Below are 14,376 nucleotides of genomic sequence, written 5' to 3'. Positions count from 1 at the left end.
CGTCTCCGAAAGCTAAAGGACGCGGGTGGCATATCCACCCGCGCGATGTTGAGGAATGTGCGAGGCTAGTTGAGAATGTCCTCAATCGTTTCCCTGGCTTCCGTCAGGACTTCACCGATATCCGCCTTACAGGTAAGCGCCTGCTGGACGGCGGGCAGCACCGCTTCGTCGACTATTTCCTGATATTTCCCTGTTATCGGTCGACCTTGCGTCGCCGGAGCGCTCAGCGTCTCGAGAAGCGGCGTGAAATGCTCATAGCCGGGCTTGCCGGCATAGCTGCGATAAGCGGAATTCGTCGCGGCGAGGCCGAGCGGCGCCTCGATGCCCAGCGCGTTATTAGCGATCGCAAACGCGATGAATTTTTTGGCGGCGTCCTTGTGCTGGGAGGTCGATGGGACGACGTTGTACCATGGACCGGGAATGGCCCCGATTCCAGCATCGCCAGCCAGCATCGGTGCAACGCCGACCTGACCGCTGATCTTGGAGTCCGGGGGCGTCATCTTGTATGCGTGGCCCCAGAATTTCATCATCGCGGTCTTGCCCTGGTAGAAGAGGTTCTGGGCTTCGCCCCAGCCGATTTCATTGACGTTTTCAGGGACGGAATGATCGGTGCAGTGCGGCGCGATGTAGAACTCGAGCGCCTTCTTGTGCGCTTCATTGTCGATTATAACCTGTCCATCCTTGTCGAGGATCACCCCGGGCGAACCCGCCTGCAGGACATGCGCCATCCATTCCTCTGAAAAGGTGCCGATGGTATGGGTGCCCCAGAAATCAGTCTTTCCATCGCCGTCAGTGTCGCGCGTGAAAAATTTCGCAATGTCGCGCCATTGCTGCCAGGTTTTGGGCGGCGCGAGAGGATAGCCAAACTTTGCCTGAAAAGCCTCCTTTTCCTCCGCCTTGTCGAAGAGATCCTTTCGATAGAAGACGATCTCTGCATTCGCCCATGCGGGCATGCCGATCAATTTGTCGCTGACCTTTGCATCGGCAAGCAAGACAGGCGGAAAATCCGCACGAACCTCATCGTTGAAAAGAGGAGAGAGGTCTTCGACATGGTCTGCAAACTTCGCATTCCATACGACATCGATCGTCACGACATCGAACGCGGACGAACCGGAAGCAATCTCGGCTGAGAATTTGTCAAAGACGCCTTGATAGGGCACGACCGTGAAGTTCACCTTGATGCCTGTTTCGGCAGTAAATTTCTCGGCGACCGACTTCTGTAACATTTCGCCGCCACCTTCCACCAGAATGTTGATGGTTTCGGCATTGGCAGTGGCGGCCATGAAAACAAGCGCGAGTGCGCTGGCGCAGAGCAATTTTTTCATCGATTCCTCCCATTGGGCTCGTTGCGCTGGCATTGAGCCCTCCTTCCTGCTGCGAAGATAGTCTCCGCATGACAACGTTGTCAATGTTGAATGTCGACGTTGTCAGAGAAATATGTCGACGTTGTCATGCGTCTGGTTTAAAAAGAATCCCAGCAAGGAGATCGGCATACATGGTCAGCATAGTCAGCGTCGCGAAAGTGGCGGGGGTTTCCAACAAAACTGTGTCGCGGGTCATTAACGGCGAACCATATGTGACCGAGGAAACGAGGGAGAGGGTAGAAAGGGCAATTCGAGACCTCGGATATGTGCCTAATATGGCCGCGCGCCAAATACGCTCAAGTCGCTCCAACACATTTGGTATCATCGCTGACTACGTGTCGACGACGCCTTATTCAGTGGATATCGTTCGCGGGATCCAGGATTGGGCTAATGCTAACGGCAAAACCATCCTGATGGCAAACACCGGCGGTGCGTCCGAGCAGGAAATTAAAATTTGGAAACTGTTCCAATCGCATCGCATTGACGGTGTTCTCTACGTAACGATGTACCATCGCATTGTTGATCCCGAAACCGGCGACGTCGGCATCCCCACAGTCATGATCAACTGTCGACCTCGCACGGGCGAGCTGTTGCCGTCGATCGAACCCGATGACTATCAGGGTGCGCAGGACCTGACACGCTATCTGCTTGAAAGGGGCCATCGAAAGATCGGCTACATCCGGCTCAATCCCATTTTGTTGGGCGCGGAACTGCGCCTCGATGCATTCCGCAAAACCATCGGAGATTTTGGCCTTGGGGAGAACGACCTGACTATCCGTCTCGGGATGGAAGGACCGGTAGGAGCAGAGAAGAACTACGTTTTTGCTGCCGCAACCGAGATGCTTCAACAAAAGGATCGACCGACGGCAATCATGAGCGGCAACGACGAAATGGCGATCCAAGTCTACATTGCGGCCATGGCATTGGGTTTCCGTATCCCCGAGGATGTGAGTATCGTCGGCTTTGACGACTTCCGGACCGTTTCCCAGGCGCTGAAGCCGGAGCTGACCACTGCGGCTTTGCCGTATTATAATCTCGGCCTCGAAGGGGCGGAACTGTTGAACAGCGTGGTGGCCGGAACTGAGGTCTGTCCGAGCCGCCGCGTTGTGTCCTGTAAATTGGTCGAGCGAACTTCGGTGTGCTCCTTGTAGTGCCACGAAGCGGGACACCTGGTTGAGCGCAAACCGGCCGGTTTTTTCAGCGTACGCGTCAACGGCAAGAGGTGGTTGCGGGAATATGGCGGACACTTGATATGTCTTTCATCCATTCAATGGTCTTGGCCCGCTGCCACGCCTCACTCGACCCATATTCTCTCACCATGTCCTCGAAGGTAGGCACGCCTATCCGGTCAAAGAAGAGAACTTCGACATTGTCTCGAAAGCGTTCCGAGACGGCCCGAGCAATCGTGGTCTTGCCCGACCCAGAAGCTCCGATCAAAATAGCGACAGGCATGGTGCGTCTTTCGCTTTCCTGATGCGATGCTCGAATCACGACCTAAAGGTACAGCCCCAGATGATTGATTTCAGGCCACTGACCGAAGCAGATTTTCCGATATTGTGTGAATGGCTAAATAGCCCTCATATGCGTGCTCACTATCAGAAGACGCCAACAACGATCGAGGAAGTTCAGGGGAAGTATTCTGAGCGCCTGAGCCCAAGCCATCCCACCCATTGCCATATAGCTTTTTATAGAGGGAAGCCTTTTGGAATGTTGCAGTGCTATTTGCTTCGCAACTATCCCGATTTCGCGTCTGAGATGGGCGAGCACGACGGCGTAGCGGTCGACCTATTTATCGGTGAGCCGCGTTTCATGGGGAGGGGCTTGGGGAAGGCTATGCTTCGCTCCTATGTTCTGAACGTGGTTCCTTCCATTTTTCCCCAAGACTGCAAATGCTTCATCTGTCACGCTAAAGAGAACAAAATAGCTATTCGTGGTTCGCTGTCCGCAGGGTTTCTGCCGTATCGAGACGTCATCGAGGGCGGGGTGGAAAGTCTGCTACTTTCATTTGACCGTCCGATTTAGAGGGATTGGGACTTAAAGCCGAACTGGGCCGTGATGCACTCGACCGTCTCGGTTATCTCGCGGGTGAGTCAGACCATCTTTGGGGCATTATCCGAACGGTCCGACCCTGGGCGATAAGAGGCCGTCGCCGGTGCGGCCACGATAGGCGACGTCGACGGTGACGATCGGCCGGACTCACCTGACGCCAGGAAAGAGTTTGCGCAGCGGTGGCCTTGCGTCAGAACGTCGTTCCAGATCGTCGCCCAGGAACGTGGAGCGCCGGAAGGGCCGATGCTGACTGACCAGGCCGGACATCGTCGGCGGTAACGATGGAGAAGCTAGATTGACCGGCATAATGACCCGCGCTCGAAGAGACCAATGCGAACCTTCCATACCCACAGAAAAAGCAACAGTCGGCAAACCGCTCTGACGTTCCATAATCTATCTTATGCGATATGTGTGTGTAAGGGCTATTTAGTAATGCGACAGTTGGGCCAGTTAGAGATGCGACAGTCGTCGCCTCTTGGGATGCTGGTCGAACGTCAGCGTTGGGAAGCAAGATTAGCGACGTGCATCGTGGCCGAGGTCATCTTTGTTCGGAGTCGTCATGTCTTGTTTGATTGTCATGTCTCAAAAGGAATTGCATCGTCTTGAACATATTCAGCGGGTTCGCCAAGGCAGCCTGACGGTCACACGGGCGGCGGCGCTGCTTGGCCTCAGTCGCAGCCAGGTCCATCGGCTGCTGCAGGCCTATGACGAGAATGGCGCTGACGGTCTCGTTTCGAAGAAGCGCGGCCGTCCGAGCAACCGGCGCCATAGCGAGGATTTCCGCAATCTGGCTCTCGACCTGGTGCGTGAGCATTACGCGGATTTTGGCCCAACGCTGGCGGCCGAGAAGCTGATCGAACGCCACCGGATTGCCGTCAGCAAGGAGACGCTGCGCCAGTGGATGATGGAAGCCGGCATCTGGGTGTCGCGCCGCGAGCGCAAGAAGCGGGTCTTCCAGCCGCGCGGCCGGCGCGATTGTATTGGTGAGCTCGTGCAGATCGATGGCTCGCATCACTGGTGGTTCGAGAACCGCGGCGGCAAATGCGCCCTGCTGGTCTATATCGACGATGCCACGGGCAAGCTGTTGCATCTGCGCTTTGCGACTTCAGAGAACACCTTCGACTATCTGCACGCGACGAAGGCCTATTTGCAGCAATGGGGCAAGCCGATCGCGTTCTACAGCGACAAGCACGGCATCTTCCGCAGCACGCATGCGTCGGAGAAGGACCGCACGAGCGGTCTGACGCAATTCGGCCGGGCGCTGTATGAGCTCAACATCGACATTATCTGCGCCAACACCCCGCAGGCCAAAGGCCGCGTAGAAAGGGCCAATCAGACGCTGCAGGATCGCCTCGTCAAGGAGCTGCGGCTGCGCGGTATCGATACGATCGACGCGGCCAACGCCTATGCGCCGGAGTTCATGGCGGATTTCAACTTTCGTTTCGGCAAGCCACCACGCAATCCCAAGGACATGCATCGGCCGCTGGCGGATCACGAGAACCTCGATGGTGCCATGTGCCGCAAGGAGGTTCGTAAGCTGTCGCATTCCTTGACGCTGCGCTATGACAAGGTGATGTTCATTCTCGATCCGACAGAGCGCGCAACGGCGCTGGCGGGCAAGAAGGTGGTCGTTTGCGACTATCCCGACGGACGCCTGGAGATCACGGACGGGGAAGCCTCCCTGCCCTACAGAACGTTCGACACCTTACGCTCCGTGCATCGCTCCGAGGTGGTCGAGAACAAACGGCTGGATGACATGCTTTCGATCGTCGCCGAGCTGCAGGCTGGGCGCCAACAGCAACGCAGCAAGAGCGGCCCGCGCCGCACCGGCCAGACGGATCATATGTTCGGCATCAGCGATGGCAGCCAGAGCAACGGCTATCAGAAACGCGGCACCAAGCCTGGACGAGGAAATATCTGTGCTGGCGCTGCATCTGCTGCAGGCATCACTCGTCTATGTGAACACGCGGATGCTGCAATCTGTTCTGATCGAGCCGAAATGGTCTGAGCGGCTGACGCCGGACGATTATCGCGGTCTGACGCCACTGATCTATTCACACGTCAATCCGTATGGAAAGTTTGAGCTCGATCTGATCAGCCGGATTGAGTACGAACAAAAGGTCGCTTAGTTTTTTGGAAACAATAGAATGGCTATTAAGCTTCTCAATTCCTGTCTGGATATCTTGCATACTCAGGGCCTCGCATCGCAGGTTCTTCACTCGTATTTTGCGAGCGTCAAACGGGATTTGCTGGATGATGATACCGTGGTGGCGGCCCTGGTTGTGGCTGCTGGCCAATTAGATGTGCGTTCGATGAGGGGCGAGGGGCGGTCGAGAAGCAACAATTTGCGTAAAATATTCAGGATAGTTCAGCCGGAACCTTAAATCCTGATCACTAGAACGCTCTCCAGAACAACAATATTGGAGGCTACTACATGAAGTTTTCCATCGCGCATCGGAACAGTCTGAAATGGATAACGACAGCGGCAATCGGACTCGCAGTTTCCGCGGTTCTCAGCACAAGCGCACAAGCCGGAGAAAGCCGCAAACCAAAAGAAGGGATACGATCCGTCTACCTCGTCAAATATCGGGTCAATAACGAAATTCGTTATACCAAGAAGTCTGCTGGCAAGGTCGTGAAGGTGTCGGCCTCGCAATATATGAACAGCAATCCTTATGTCTGCACGCCTAGCGGCTTTGGGCAAAAAGCGCGTTGCTATACTCCAAACATTTTTAAGCGGCCAAACGTTTAGAGAGCAATTTCGTAGTGAAGGAGCTGCCGCGCCCGATCCGCTCGGCAGCTCTTCGCCGTGTTTATCGACGAATGTCTTTGAGACGAGACACTTCCTTGCTCACCCGATCGCCTTTAACCAGCTTGAGCGATTCATCACCCTCCCGAACGGGATTATGCCGGAAGACGTACCATTTGCCACCCAAGCTTGGCTTTTGATAAATGACGCCGTCCTTTTCGCGATGCAGGAAACATGTGACTGCGCCGTCTCTTTCCATCTTGCTGGACCAGTCCATCTTGCTGGACCAGCGAGCCCGCAAGCAGAGCTTTCCGCCATTGATCGCATACCAACGGCCCTCGGCGTAGGACCAAGCCGCCCTCTTGCGTGACCACGCGGTAAACTGTTTCCCGTCGGCCGAAAAGAACCCGCCCCCATCTTTCCATTTCCACGTGCGGTCGACATAGAGCTTTTCCAGTGCCACGGCCTTCATCGGCGACGCGGCGGCGGCAAGCTTCGCTGTCGCGTCGTCCACTTGTGCCTTGGATGCGGCGCTGGCATTGCCAGCCAGCAAGAGTGCGGACAGCGCCGTACTTACGATAATTGAATGGATCGGATACATTTTTTACTCCTGACTAATAAAGCAGTTCCATCGACAATGCGTTAGGGTACTTGCGTTTGGAATCGCATAGAACAAAGGGATGGAGCGGTTCGCGAACTGGTGCAAAAGTCGAACCGCTCAGTTAAAAGCCGGGGATCAGTCCAGCAGCGGATGGTTGGCGACGCGCCAATCAGGGCGGCCAACGTCCCTCGGCCACGGATAAACTTCACCATCGTTGAAGTAGACAACCGCGGTCATGGCAGGGAACTCGGTATGTGGCTTGTTTGCTTCTGCAGCCCAGTCGCGAACGTAATCGTCGTTGCCTTCATAGCCAAGCTCCGCAATAGCGATTGGTTTGCCAAAGCGTGCCACACGATCGTATCCGGGTTTTGTCCGCTCAACAAACGTCGTGTCGTGACCGACCTCCAGTTTGTCATAGGGCTGATAGCCAAAGACGGACAGACCGATAATGTCGACATATTCATCCCCCGGATAGTAGGCTTCCAGGCCCTCCTCTCCTTTCGGCGACCACATATATTGGGCCGACGGAAGTTGCTTGCGGCATACGTCGTTTACATGTCTATAGGCCTTCACATAACCTTCCGGCTTCCAGAAGGCCCAGGTGAACTGCCCGTCATTATCTTCCATTTCCTGCGCCCAGCGGATGGTGACAGGGCTTTTCAGCTTTGCTGCCGCAGAGCAGACCGCCGCCATGTTGGAATCGTACCGTCCCGCTAGAATCCCGCTGAGCAGATCATCCGGGCTGATGCGCCAGTCACGCGCCCATGACCACGGTTCGACGGTGATCAAGAGGGACCGTCCACGCTCGCGCGCATATGCGTCCGCGGCACTGAGGGTTGTCAGATCCACGTTCTCCCAAGGCAGGAACAGGTGTTCTATCTTGGAAGTGGAATCGTTGGTATAATCCCCGTGCGGATCATAGGCACCGGGCGTCACGGCCTCAGCCGTGATGATGGGCCGCTTGTCCTGAAACTTGTTGCGGCTGTCGACACTCGCTCCTGACACACCGCTGGCAGCATATACACCACCGGAAACGAATGCGCCGCAAAGCAAAGCTGCGGTTAGTTTAAAGAGACTTTTCATCGCCCCCTCCTTTTCTTATTGTTTAGGCAACTGGGCCGCGCCAAGCGCGGTTTTAATGCTGTCGCGTTGTTGGGAAACCAGATCGGTGGAAACCAGCTTGTGGGCCTCGTCGTCTTCGCGGGCTTCGGCGTGGCGGAATACATACCACTCACCATCGGGCTCGCGCTTTTGATAGATCGCTCCATTGCCGATACGATGCGAAAAACAGGTCTTGGCCGGAAATGCGCCCTGTCCGGAATGCCATGTCGCATTGAGACACAACCCTCCTGTCGCGGTGATGACCCAGCGACCTTCTGCCCAGGATTTGCCCTTATCACCGTCGGCCCATGCACTGAATTGCCGGCCGGCATCCGTCATATATCCGGCTCCGTTGTCCCACTGCCAGCTCTTGTTCTTATAGAGTGCGTAGATTTCGAAAGGCGTCATGGCGCGAGTTCCTGTCGGCTGTCCAGGCGCCTTCGACGGCGCGGCAATAGCCGGTGCGGCAATACAAGATGCCGCCCAAGCGACTGTCGTTGTCATCCGGAAACCCCGCAGGAATCGAGCCCTTCCAGATTTAGAGATTGTCATTGGAACCTCCCGCTATCTCGAAATGAGCGCCCTCCCTTTTTCGTCCTGGATGGACTTGTTCCGACGTATGAGGCAGCGCGCCGGTGGTACTCCCATCATACCGAGCCGTCGTTGATCGGCCGATGGCCGATACACGAAAGCCGATTTCTTCCGCAACGCCGTGTTCAAAGGCATTTCTGAGGTCGATCAATACCGCCTGGCGCATGGTCTTCTTCAGGCGCGCAAGGTCGAGTTTGCGAATGCTGTCCCATTCCGTGATGATGACAACAGCATCGGCGTTGCGCGCGCATTCATAGGCATCGTCAAAAAACTCAACATCCGAGAGGATGCGGCTGGCATTCTCCATACCCACGGGGTCATGGGCGCGGATAGTGGCGCCGAAACGCTGCAGGGTTTCGATGAGTGGAACGGAGGGCGCATCGCGCATGTCGTCCGTATCGGGTTTGAAAGTGAGACCCAGAACGGCGATCGTCCGGCCTTCCACATCACCGTCCAGAGCGTCCACGACTTTCAAAGCCATGCGGCGCTTGCGCGCTTCATTGGCGGTCACGGTTTCTTCTACGATGCGCACCGCCACGCCATAGTCCTGGGCTGTGCGCAAAAGCGCCATCGTATCTTTCGGGAAGCACGAGCCGCCGTAACCTGGACCGGCATTGAGGAAACTTGTCCCGATGCGCTTGTCGAGACCCATGCCCAGCGCCAGTTCACTGACATTGCTGCCGACCTGCTCGCAAAGATCGGCCAGTTCATTGATGAAGGTGATCTTGGTCGCCAGAAACGCGTTGGCGGCATATTTGGTCAGTTCAGAAGTCCGGCGCTGGGTGACCACGATGGGTGTCCTGCGCGCTTCGAGAGGCGCACCGTAGAGTTTCATAAGAACCTTGCGCGCGCGCTCATCCTCGACGCCGATCACGACGCGATCGGGCTCCAGAAAATCGCGGATAGCGACGCCTTCCCGCAGGAATTCAGGATTGGACGCAACCGAGAAAGTGCCGGTTTTGCGCACGGATCCAATGATCTTCTGCACGATGTCGCCTGTGCCCACCGGAACGGTGGACTTCACGACCACAACGGCATCATCGTCAATCAGCGGCGCCAGTTCCCGTGCGGCCATGTAAACGAACGACAGATCAGCATCCCCCTGACCGGCACGCGGCGGAGTGCCGACCGCTATGAATACGACCGATGCTCCCTTCAGTCCCTCGGCCAGATTGCATGTAAAGCTCAAGCGGCCCGCCGCTGAATTGCGTTCCACCAGTTCATCCAGACCGGGCTCGTAAATCGGCACGACGCCGCGCTCAAGGCCGTCTATTTTCTGAGCGTTCTTGTCGACGCATACAACCTCATGGCCCCATGAGGCGAAACAAGTCCCGCTGACCAATCCGACATAGCCGGTTCCTATGACTGCGATCTTCATGTGTTTGATTGCCTTTTATTGCTGATTTGATTTGTTGGGAGCGTTGGTGCGCCAGCGCGGATTGAAGATGGTTTTGTGAACATCGCGACCACCGACACCTGCGCCGGCAACTGAAAAGCGATCCTCGAACAGGGAAAAGCTTTGGGTTCCCCATGCGAGCGCCTCGATGCCGTCACGGCCCCGTTCGGCGGTTGCAAAGCTCGGCAGAGCCACAAGAGCAAGCAAGCTGGCGGCAAGCGCTGGGCGATAGAGCCACGTGCGGTAGCGAACCGTGTTCTCGCGTGCATGCTGGAGAACGATAACGAACAGGAGCAGCGCATAGATCACGGCGTTGACGATGGCGAAGACATAGAAGCCGCGGCTGTTGTCGCTCGCATGCGGGATGAGCAGCACCGGCAGGATCGAGAAAACCGCCAAGAAACCGTAGGGTGCGAGCACACGGAACGGCAGGGGATCCACTTCGGACGCCCCCTTCGGCGTGACGCGGAAATCCACGAATGAACCCGTTGACCAATCGCGCAGCGCAGCCAACGTTCCAGCCATCGCCCATGGCCAGCGCGCGAACACAAACAGGGTCATTTCGACGCTCAGTATTTTCGCATCATACGAGCGGAATGTGCCGGAAGCGCGCCAGCGATAGGCCAGCACGATCAACATGATCGCCTGGGGAAGAAAATGGCTCAGGAAATCGGGATAGGTGACGGCAACGAAGCTATCCCCTACCACCAGCGCAATGATCGGCAAGACGAACATCAGCGCCATGAAAAGAGAAAACAGAGGATACCAGAATTGCGAGAACAGAAACTGGAATTTCAGTCGCGGCGGCAAATTACCAACAAGCCTGGGCGAATACTGCAGCAGGATCATCATCAGACTGCGCGACCATTGAAACTCCTGCGTGATGAGATCGGCAAAGGTGCGCGGTCCGTCGCCATGTGCGATGGCGTCGAGTGCGTGCACGCCGCGCCAGCCATGGGCATTCATCATCAAAGTGGTGGAATGATCTTCCGCCAGTTCCGGTCCCAGGCCGCCAATTTCTTTCAATGCCGCGGTGCGAACCGCATAATGCGACCCGATGCAAAGCGGGGCTAGACCGTTGTTGTAACCGGCCTGCAACGATCCGTGCATACTGGCTTCTGCATAGAGACGCCCGCGAGCGGACCAGCTTTCATGGGCATTGCGATCGCAAATGCTGGGCGCGGAGACATAACCCACAGCCGGATCAGCGAAGGGACGCAGCATCTGAAACAGATAGTTCAAATCCGGCACATGGTCCGCATCGAGCTGCACCACAAAATCGTAAGCGTCGTAGCCGTAATGGTCGTAGAAAAAGGCGAGATTACCTTCTTTGCAGCGCGTGCGACGCGGCCACGTCTTGCGGTGATAGTCCGCGCGTCCCTTGCGCGTGGAAACGAAGACACTATGTTTCTCGCACCAGGCGAGCGTTGCCGGAGAAGGGTCTTCATCGGCAAGCCATGTGTCGTGCGGCACATCCTGGGCCAGCATGGCGCGCAACGTCTCGGCCACCACCTCGAAAGGTTCTGATGGCGCCTTTGTTACCACCATAGCGATGCGGCTTCCTGCCGGAAGACTCAACGGGCCGCTTGGACGACGCGCACGGAAAAACAGGACGATGAAATATGCAGGCAGCAACGTCACCCAGGCCAGGATGGCCGTAACCAGAACGGAGCCCGCAAGGCTCACATGGTTGGCCGGTTCAAGCCACCAGCGCCAAAAGTAGAAGAGCGCCGCGGCCCACAACGCTGCACCGAGCAGATATTCTACGCGCCGCCAGCCGGTAAAAACCGGAACCATCAAAGGTTCATCTGGGGTAGCCTCCCATATTGCCCGGCGTGTTTTCATGTCCGCACCTCCAGCCCAAAGAAGGGAGCAGCCGTGCGAATGATCGTATCGAGATCGGAATAAAGCGCCTGAAAGCCAAGTTTTTCCGCTGCAAGCGCCGGATCGGCATAAAGCACCGGGGGATCGCCGGCCCGGCGAGCGCGCATTTCGACTGGCACGTTATGGCCTGTCAGGCGCCTGATCGCATCCAGAATCTCCTTGATAGACGTGCCGTGTCCTGTGCCTAGATTGACGGCCAGATTGTTGCCGCCATTGACGAGATGTTCGACTGCCAGCACATGCGCGCGTGCCAGATCGGCGACATGGATGTAATCCCGGATGCAGGTACCGTCCGGCGTATCGTAATCGTTGCCATAAATTTCCAGAAAGTCGATGCTGCCCGCGGCAGCCATCAGCGCCCGCGGAATGAGATGCGTTTCGGGATCATGGGTTTCGCCGATTTCTCCGTCGATATCCGCTCCGGATGCATTGAAATAACGCAGCGCCACATAGCGCAGCTCATAAGCAACCGAATAATCGGCAAGCATCTGCTCCGCGATCAGCTTGGTACGACCGTATGGGTTTATCGGGCGCTGCGCTTCGCCTTCGCGGATCGGCAGTTGATCCGGAACGCCATAGGTTGCGCAGCTCGACGAAAAGATGACATTGCGCGCGCCGGCGAAACGGCAAGCTTCCAGCAGCGACTGCGTTCCGCCAACATTGTTGCGGTAATACTTAGCCGGGTGCTCCACAGATTCTCCGACATAGGCCGAGGCGGCGAAATGGATCACCGCGATCGGATCGTGATCCTCGACCACCTCGATGAGCCGCTGCGTGTCGAGAATGTCGCCTTCAACGAAAGTTCCCCAACGCACGGATGCGAGATGCCCCGTCGAGAGATTGTCATAGACGACAGGCTCGTAACCCTGCTTGGACAAGAGCTTGGCGGTATGACTTCCAATAAAGCCCGCGCCGCCGACAACGAGTACGTTCTGCCCACTCATCATGCCACCTCTGCGAGTCCCCCATTGGGCCTCACCAGCTGGCGTTCGAAATAGGCTATCGTCGACTTCAGGCCGTCCGTCAGCGCAATGCTCGGTGCCCAACCAAGCTCCTGCTCTGCCAGAGCAATATCGGGCCGGCGTTGGCGCGGATCATCTGCAGGCAGAGGGTGATAGACGATTTTCGATGGCGAGCCTGTCATGGCAACGATCTGCTCGGCCAGTTCACGCACGGTGAATTCACCGGGATTGCCGATGTTGACCGGTGTGTGAATGGCCCGAGGGCTGTACATGAGCCGGTGAAAGCCTTCGATCAGGTCATCCACATAACAGAAGGAGCGGGTCTGCGATCCGTCGCCGTAAACGGTGATATCTTCGCCCTTGAGCGCCTGCACGATGAAGTTGGAGACGACCCGGCCGTCGTCTGGACGCATGCGCGGACCATAGGTATTAAAAATGCGCACGATACGAATGTCGACGCCGTATTGCTTATGGAAGTCATAGAAAAGTGTTTCGGCGGAACGCTTGCCTTCGTCATAGCAGGAGCGCGGACCGAAAGAATTGACATTGCCCCAGTAGTTCTCGGGCTGAGGATGCACGTGAGGATCGCCATAGACCTCCGAGGTGGAAGCCTGGAAAATCCGCGCCTGATAATGTGCGGCCAGCTCGAGAAGATTGAGTGAACCGATCACGTTGGTCTTCATCGTATGGATCGGGTCGGCCTGATAGTGCGGCGGCGACGCCGGGCAGGCGAGATTGTAGATCTCGTCCACTGGCAGATCGATCGGATCAACGATGTCGTGACGTACATAGCTGAACGTGTCAAAGCGCAAGAGGTGGCGCATATTTTCCATTCGTCCCGTGGAAAAATTGTCCACACAGACTACGGTCCGACCTTCACGCAAAAGAAGCTCACAAAGATGAGATCCTAGAAACCCCGCGCCGCCTGCAACAAGAACCCGCGGTTTTGAGGCGCGATCAGAACGAAAGTTAGACGAATTGAAGATGATTCCCACAACACGCTCCCAAGAACAAGAATAATATATGCATCAATGCTCCAGAAAGAACGATGCCATGTGAAAACTACTGAAACTAACAGAGCTTTTTCGATTTTCGTCCTGAAGCAGATTTGGTAGTTTCTAATACCGACCCGGTTCCTGCGTTGCGATATCCGGTCGTCCGGAAACTATTCAATTCGTCCATTTCTTACAGATATCGGCAGCCATTCGTTTGGAGGCGTCGGGCACAACAGGAGGATCGCACGCCTGGACGCAGATCGAGACCCAGGGCGGCCCTCAAATTTTACCGCCCTACAACACTCGAAGCTCTTGTAAGAAAGCTCTGAAGCCCCCAGCAAGCAGCTTTTCGGGGCGTGCGCCGGCACTCAAGCAATCCCGTCGCCGAAGTCAAAACCAATGCAACTGTAGGCCTTTACCACTGGACCGGAATGCCCGTTCATGGGTGGGTGGTTTCAGAATAGGGCGGATAATGAGAGAGCACGCCTTGATTTGGTGCGACAGAGGCACAGTTCGACATGATGGCGAAATTTTCGGCGCCTAACGCCTCAATCGGGGCCTGAAGCAAAAGAGCAGTTCAAAGCAAAACGGCGGTGGGCATGCTTCAATTGGATTTCCTGAATCTTTACATCGTAATATTTCTGAATTCCTTGCCTATCTGCGTGATATGGGCGGAGGTTGTCG

General features: G+C 56.2%; 14 protein-coding genes and 1 pseudogene. 6 read left to right on the top strand and 9 right to left on the bottom strand.

Annotation, left to right across the window (positions count from 1 at the left end; all coding sequences use genetic code 11):
• Positions 1–65 precede the first annotated feature (65 nt).
• Complete coding sequence (locus N2599_RS25785; RefSeq protein ID WP_027512143.1) at positions 66–1,325, bottom strand: ABC transporter substrate-binding protein; 1,260 nt, start codon at positions 1,323–1,325, stop codon at positions 66–68.
• Positions 1,326–1,495: 170 nt separating this feature from the next.
• Here N2599_RS25785 and N2599_RS25780 point away from each other — a divergent pair, with 170 nt between their 5' ends.
• Entirely contained in the window at positions 1,496–2,515 is a 1,020-nt protein-coding gene (locus tag N2599_RS25780; RefSeq protein ID WP_027512142.1) for a LacI family DNA-binding transcriptional regulator, read from the top strand.
• Between the two features lie 58 nt (positions 2,516–2,573).
• Here N2599_RS25780 and N2599_RS37930 read toward each other — a convergent pair whose 3' ends face one another.
• On the bottom strand, positions 2,574–2,816 hold the full coding sequence (locus tag N2599_RS37930; RefSeq protein ID WP_051336725.1) for an AAA family ATPase: 243 nt from the start codon (positions 2,814–2,816) through the stop codon (positions 2,574–2,576).
• 60 nt (positions 2,817–2,876) lie between these two features.
• Between N2599_RS37930 and N2599_RS25775 the strand changes: the two genes are divergently transcribed.
• The 5 genes and pseudogenes from N2599_RS25775 to N2599_RS25755 all read left to right on the top strand — a co-directional run bounded on the left by N2599_RS25775 (position 2,877) and on the right by N2599_RS25755 (position 6,165).
• On the top strand, positions 2,877–3,386 hold the full coding sequence (locus N2599_RS25775) for a GNAT family N-acetyltransferase (protein WP_027512141.1): 510 nt from the start codon (positions 2,877–2,879) through the stop codon (positions 3,384–3,386).
• Between the two features lie 586 nt (positions 3,387–3,972).
• Positions 3,973–5,421 carry an ISNCY family transposase gene (locus tag N2599_RS25770; protein WP_375714148.1) on the top strand — a complete coding sequence of 483 codons (1,449 nt, stop codon included), beginning with the start codon at positions 3,973–3,975 and terminating at the stop codon, positions 5,419–5,421.
• Positions 5,318–5,542, top strand: a pseudogene (locus N2599_RS25765) (Tn3 family transposase); the annotation flags it as partial. The gene N2599_RS25770 and the pseudogene N2599_RS25765, both read left to right, overlap by 104 nt.
• An 18-nt stretch (positions 5,543–5,560) precedes the next feature.
• The gene (locus tag N2599_RS25760) at positions 5,561–5,797 is read left to right on the top strand and encodes a hypothetical protein (RefSeq protein ID WP_027512140.1); all 237 of its coding nucleotides are present in this window, start codon (positions 5,561–5,563) and stop codon (positions 5,795–5,797) included.
• Positions 5,798–5,847: 50 nt separating this feature from the next.
• Positions 5,848–6,165, top strand: coding sequence for a hypothetical protein (locus N2599_RS25755; RefSeq protein WP_027512139.1), 318 nt, complete (start codon positions 5,848–5,850; stop codon positions 6,163–6,165).
• A 61-nt stretch (positions 6,166–6,226) separates the two neighbouring features.
• On the opposite strand, the gene N2599_RS25750 is transcribed toward N2599_RS25755, so the two are convergent.
• From N2599_RS25750 to N2599_RS25720, 7 genes are all read right to left on the bottom strand, one after another.
• Complete coding sequence (locus N2599_RS25750) at positions 6,227–6,763, bottom strand: DUF995 domain-containing protein (RefSeq protein WP_027512138.1); 537 nt, start codon at positions 6,761–6,763, stop codon at positions 6,227–6,229.
• Between the two features lie 135 nt (positions 6,764–6,898).
• A complete protein-coding gene (locus N2599_RS25745; protein WP_027512137.1) occupies positions 6,899–7,846 on the bottom strand; it encodes a glycoside hydrolase family 26 protein in 948 nt (315 codons plus the stop codon).
• Positions 7,847–7,861: 15 nt separating this feature from the next.
• Positions 7,862–8,416 (bottom strand): DUF995 domain-containing protein, encoded by a 555-nt coding sequence (locus N2599_RS25740; RefSeq protein ID WP_051336724.1) that lies wholly within the window; start codon positions 8,414–8,416, stop codon positions 7,862–7,864.
• Complete coding sequence (locus N2599_RS25735; protein ID WP_027512135.1) at positions 8,403–9,833, bottom strand: UDP-glucose dehydrogenase family protein; 1,431 nt, start codon at positions 9,831–9,833, stop codon at positions 8,403–8,405. The genes N2599_RS25740 and N2599_RS25735 overlap by 14 nt, the downstream gene beginning before the upstream one ends.
• Before the next feature lie 15 nt (positions 9,834–9,848).
• The gene (locus N2599_RS25730) at positions 9,849–11,696 is read right to left on the bottom strand and encodes a glycosyltransferase family 2 protein (protein ID WP_027512134.1); all 1,848 of its coding nucleotides are present in this window, start codon (positions 11,694–11,696) and stop codon (positions 9,849–9,851) included.
• The gene (galE, locus tag N2599_RS25725; protein ID WP_027512133.1) at positions 11,693–12,679 is read right to left on the bottom strand and encodes a UDP-glucose 4-epimerase GalE; all 987 of its coding nucleotides are present in this window, start codon (positions 12,677–12,679) and stop codon (positions 11,693–11,695) included. Before galE ends, N2599_RS25730 begins: the two co-directional genes overlap by 4 nt.
• Complete coding sequence (locus N2599_RS25720) at positions 12,679–13,692, bottom strand: UDP-glucuronic acid decarboxylase family protein (RefSeq protein WP_027512132.1); 1,014 nt, start codon at positions 13,690–13,692, stop codon at positions 12,679–12,681. The genes galE and N2599_RS25720 overlap by 1 nt, the downstream gene beginning before the upstream one ends.
• Positions 13,693–14,376: the final 684 nt, after the last annotated feature.

The sequence above is a fragment of the Rhizobium sullae genome, from assembly GCF_025200715.1.
Lineage (GTDB): Bacteria > Pseudomonadota > Alphaproteobacteria > Rhizobiales > Rhizobiaceae > Rhizobium > Rhizobium sullae.
This window is presented reverse-complemented; position numbering and strand designations above follow the sequence as displayed.

What these genes read in the sequence shown, in the direction of transcription:
- N2599_RS25785 (WP_027512143.1), bottom strand. Translation starts at nt 1,325, where the DNA reads ATGAAAAAATTGCTCTGCGCCAGCGCACTCGCGCTTGTTTTCATGGCC.
- N2599_RS25780 (WP_027512142.1), top strand. Translation starts at nt 1,496, where the DNA reads ATGGTCAGCATAGTCAGCGTCGCGAAAGTGGCGGGGGTTTCCAACAAA.
- N2599_RS37930 (WP_051336725.1), bottom strand. Translation starts at nt 2,816, where the DNA reads ATGCCTGTCGCTATTTTGATCGGAGCTTCTGGGTCGGGCAAGACCACG.
- N2599_RS25775 (WP_027512141.1), top strand. Translation starts at nt 2,877, where the DNA reads ATGATTGATTTCAGGCCACTGACCGAAGCAGATTTTCCGATATTGTGT.
- N2599_RS25770 (WP_375714148.1), top strand. Translation starts at nt 3,973, where the DNA reads ATGTCTTGTTTGATTGTCATGTCTCAAAAGGAATTGCATCGTCTTGAA.
- N2599_RS25760 (WP_027512140.1), top strand. Translation starts at nt 5,561, where the DNA reads ATGGCTATTAAGCTTCTCAATTCCTGTCTGGATATCTTGCATACTCAG.
- N2599_RS25755 (WP_027512139.1), top strand. Translation starts at nt 5,848, where the DNA reads ATGAAGTTTTCCATCGCGCATCGGAACAGTCTGAAATGGATAACGACA.
- N2599_RS25750 (WP_027512138.1), bottom strand. Translation starts at nt 6,763, where the DNA reads ATGTATCCGATCCATTCAATTATCGTAAGTACGGCGCTGTCCGCACTC.
- N2599_RS25745 (WP_027512137.1), bottom strand. Translation starts at nt 7,846, where the DNA reads ATGAAAAGTCTCTTTAAACTAACCGCAGCTTTGCTTTGCGGCGCATTC.
- N2599_RS25740 (WP_051336724.1), bottom strand. Translation starts at nt 8,416, where the DNA reads ATGACAATCTCTAAATCTGGAAGGGCTCGATTCCTGCGGGGTTTCCGG.
- N2599_RS25735 (WP_027512135.1), bottom strand. Translation starts at nt 9,833, where the DNA reads ATGAAGATCGCAGTCATAGGAACCGGCTATGTCGGATTGGTCAGCGGG.
- N2599_RS25730 (WP_027512134.1), bottom strand. Translation starts at nt 11,696, where the DNA reads ATGAAAACACGCCGGGCAATATGGGAGGCTACCCCAGATGAACCTTTG.
- galE (WP_027512133.1), bottom strand. Translation starts at nt 12,679, where the DNA reads ATGAGTGGGCAGAACGTACTCGTTGTCGGCGGCGCGGGCTTTATTGGA.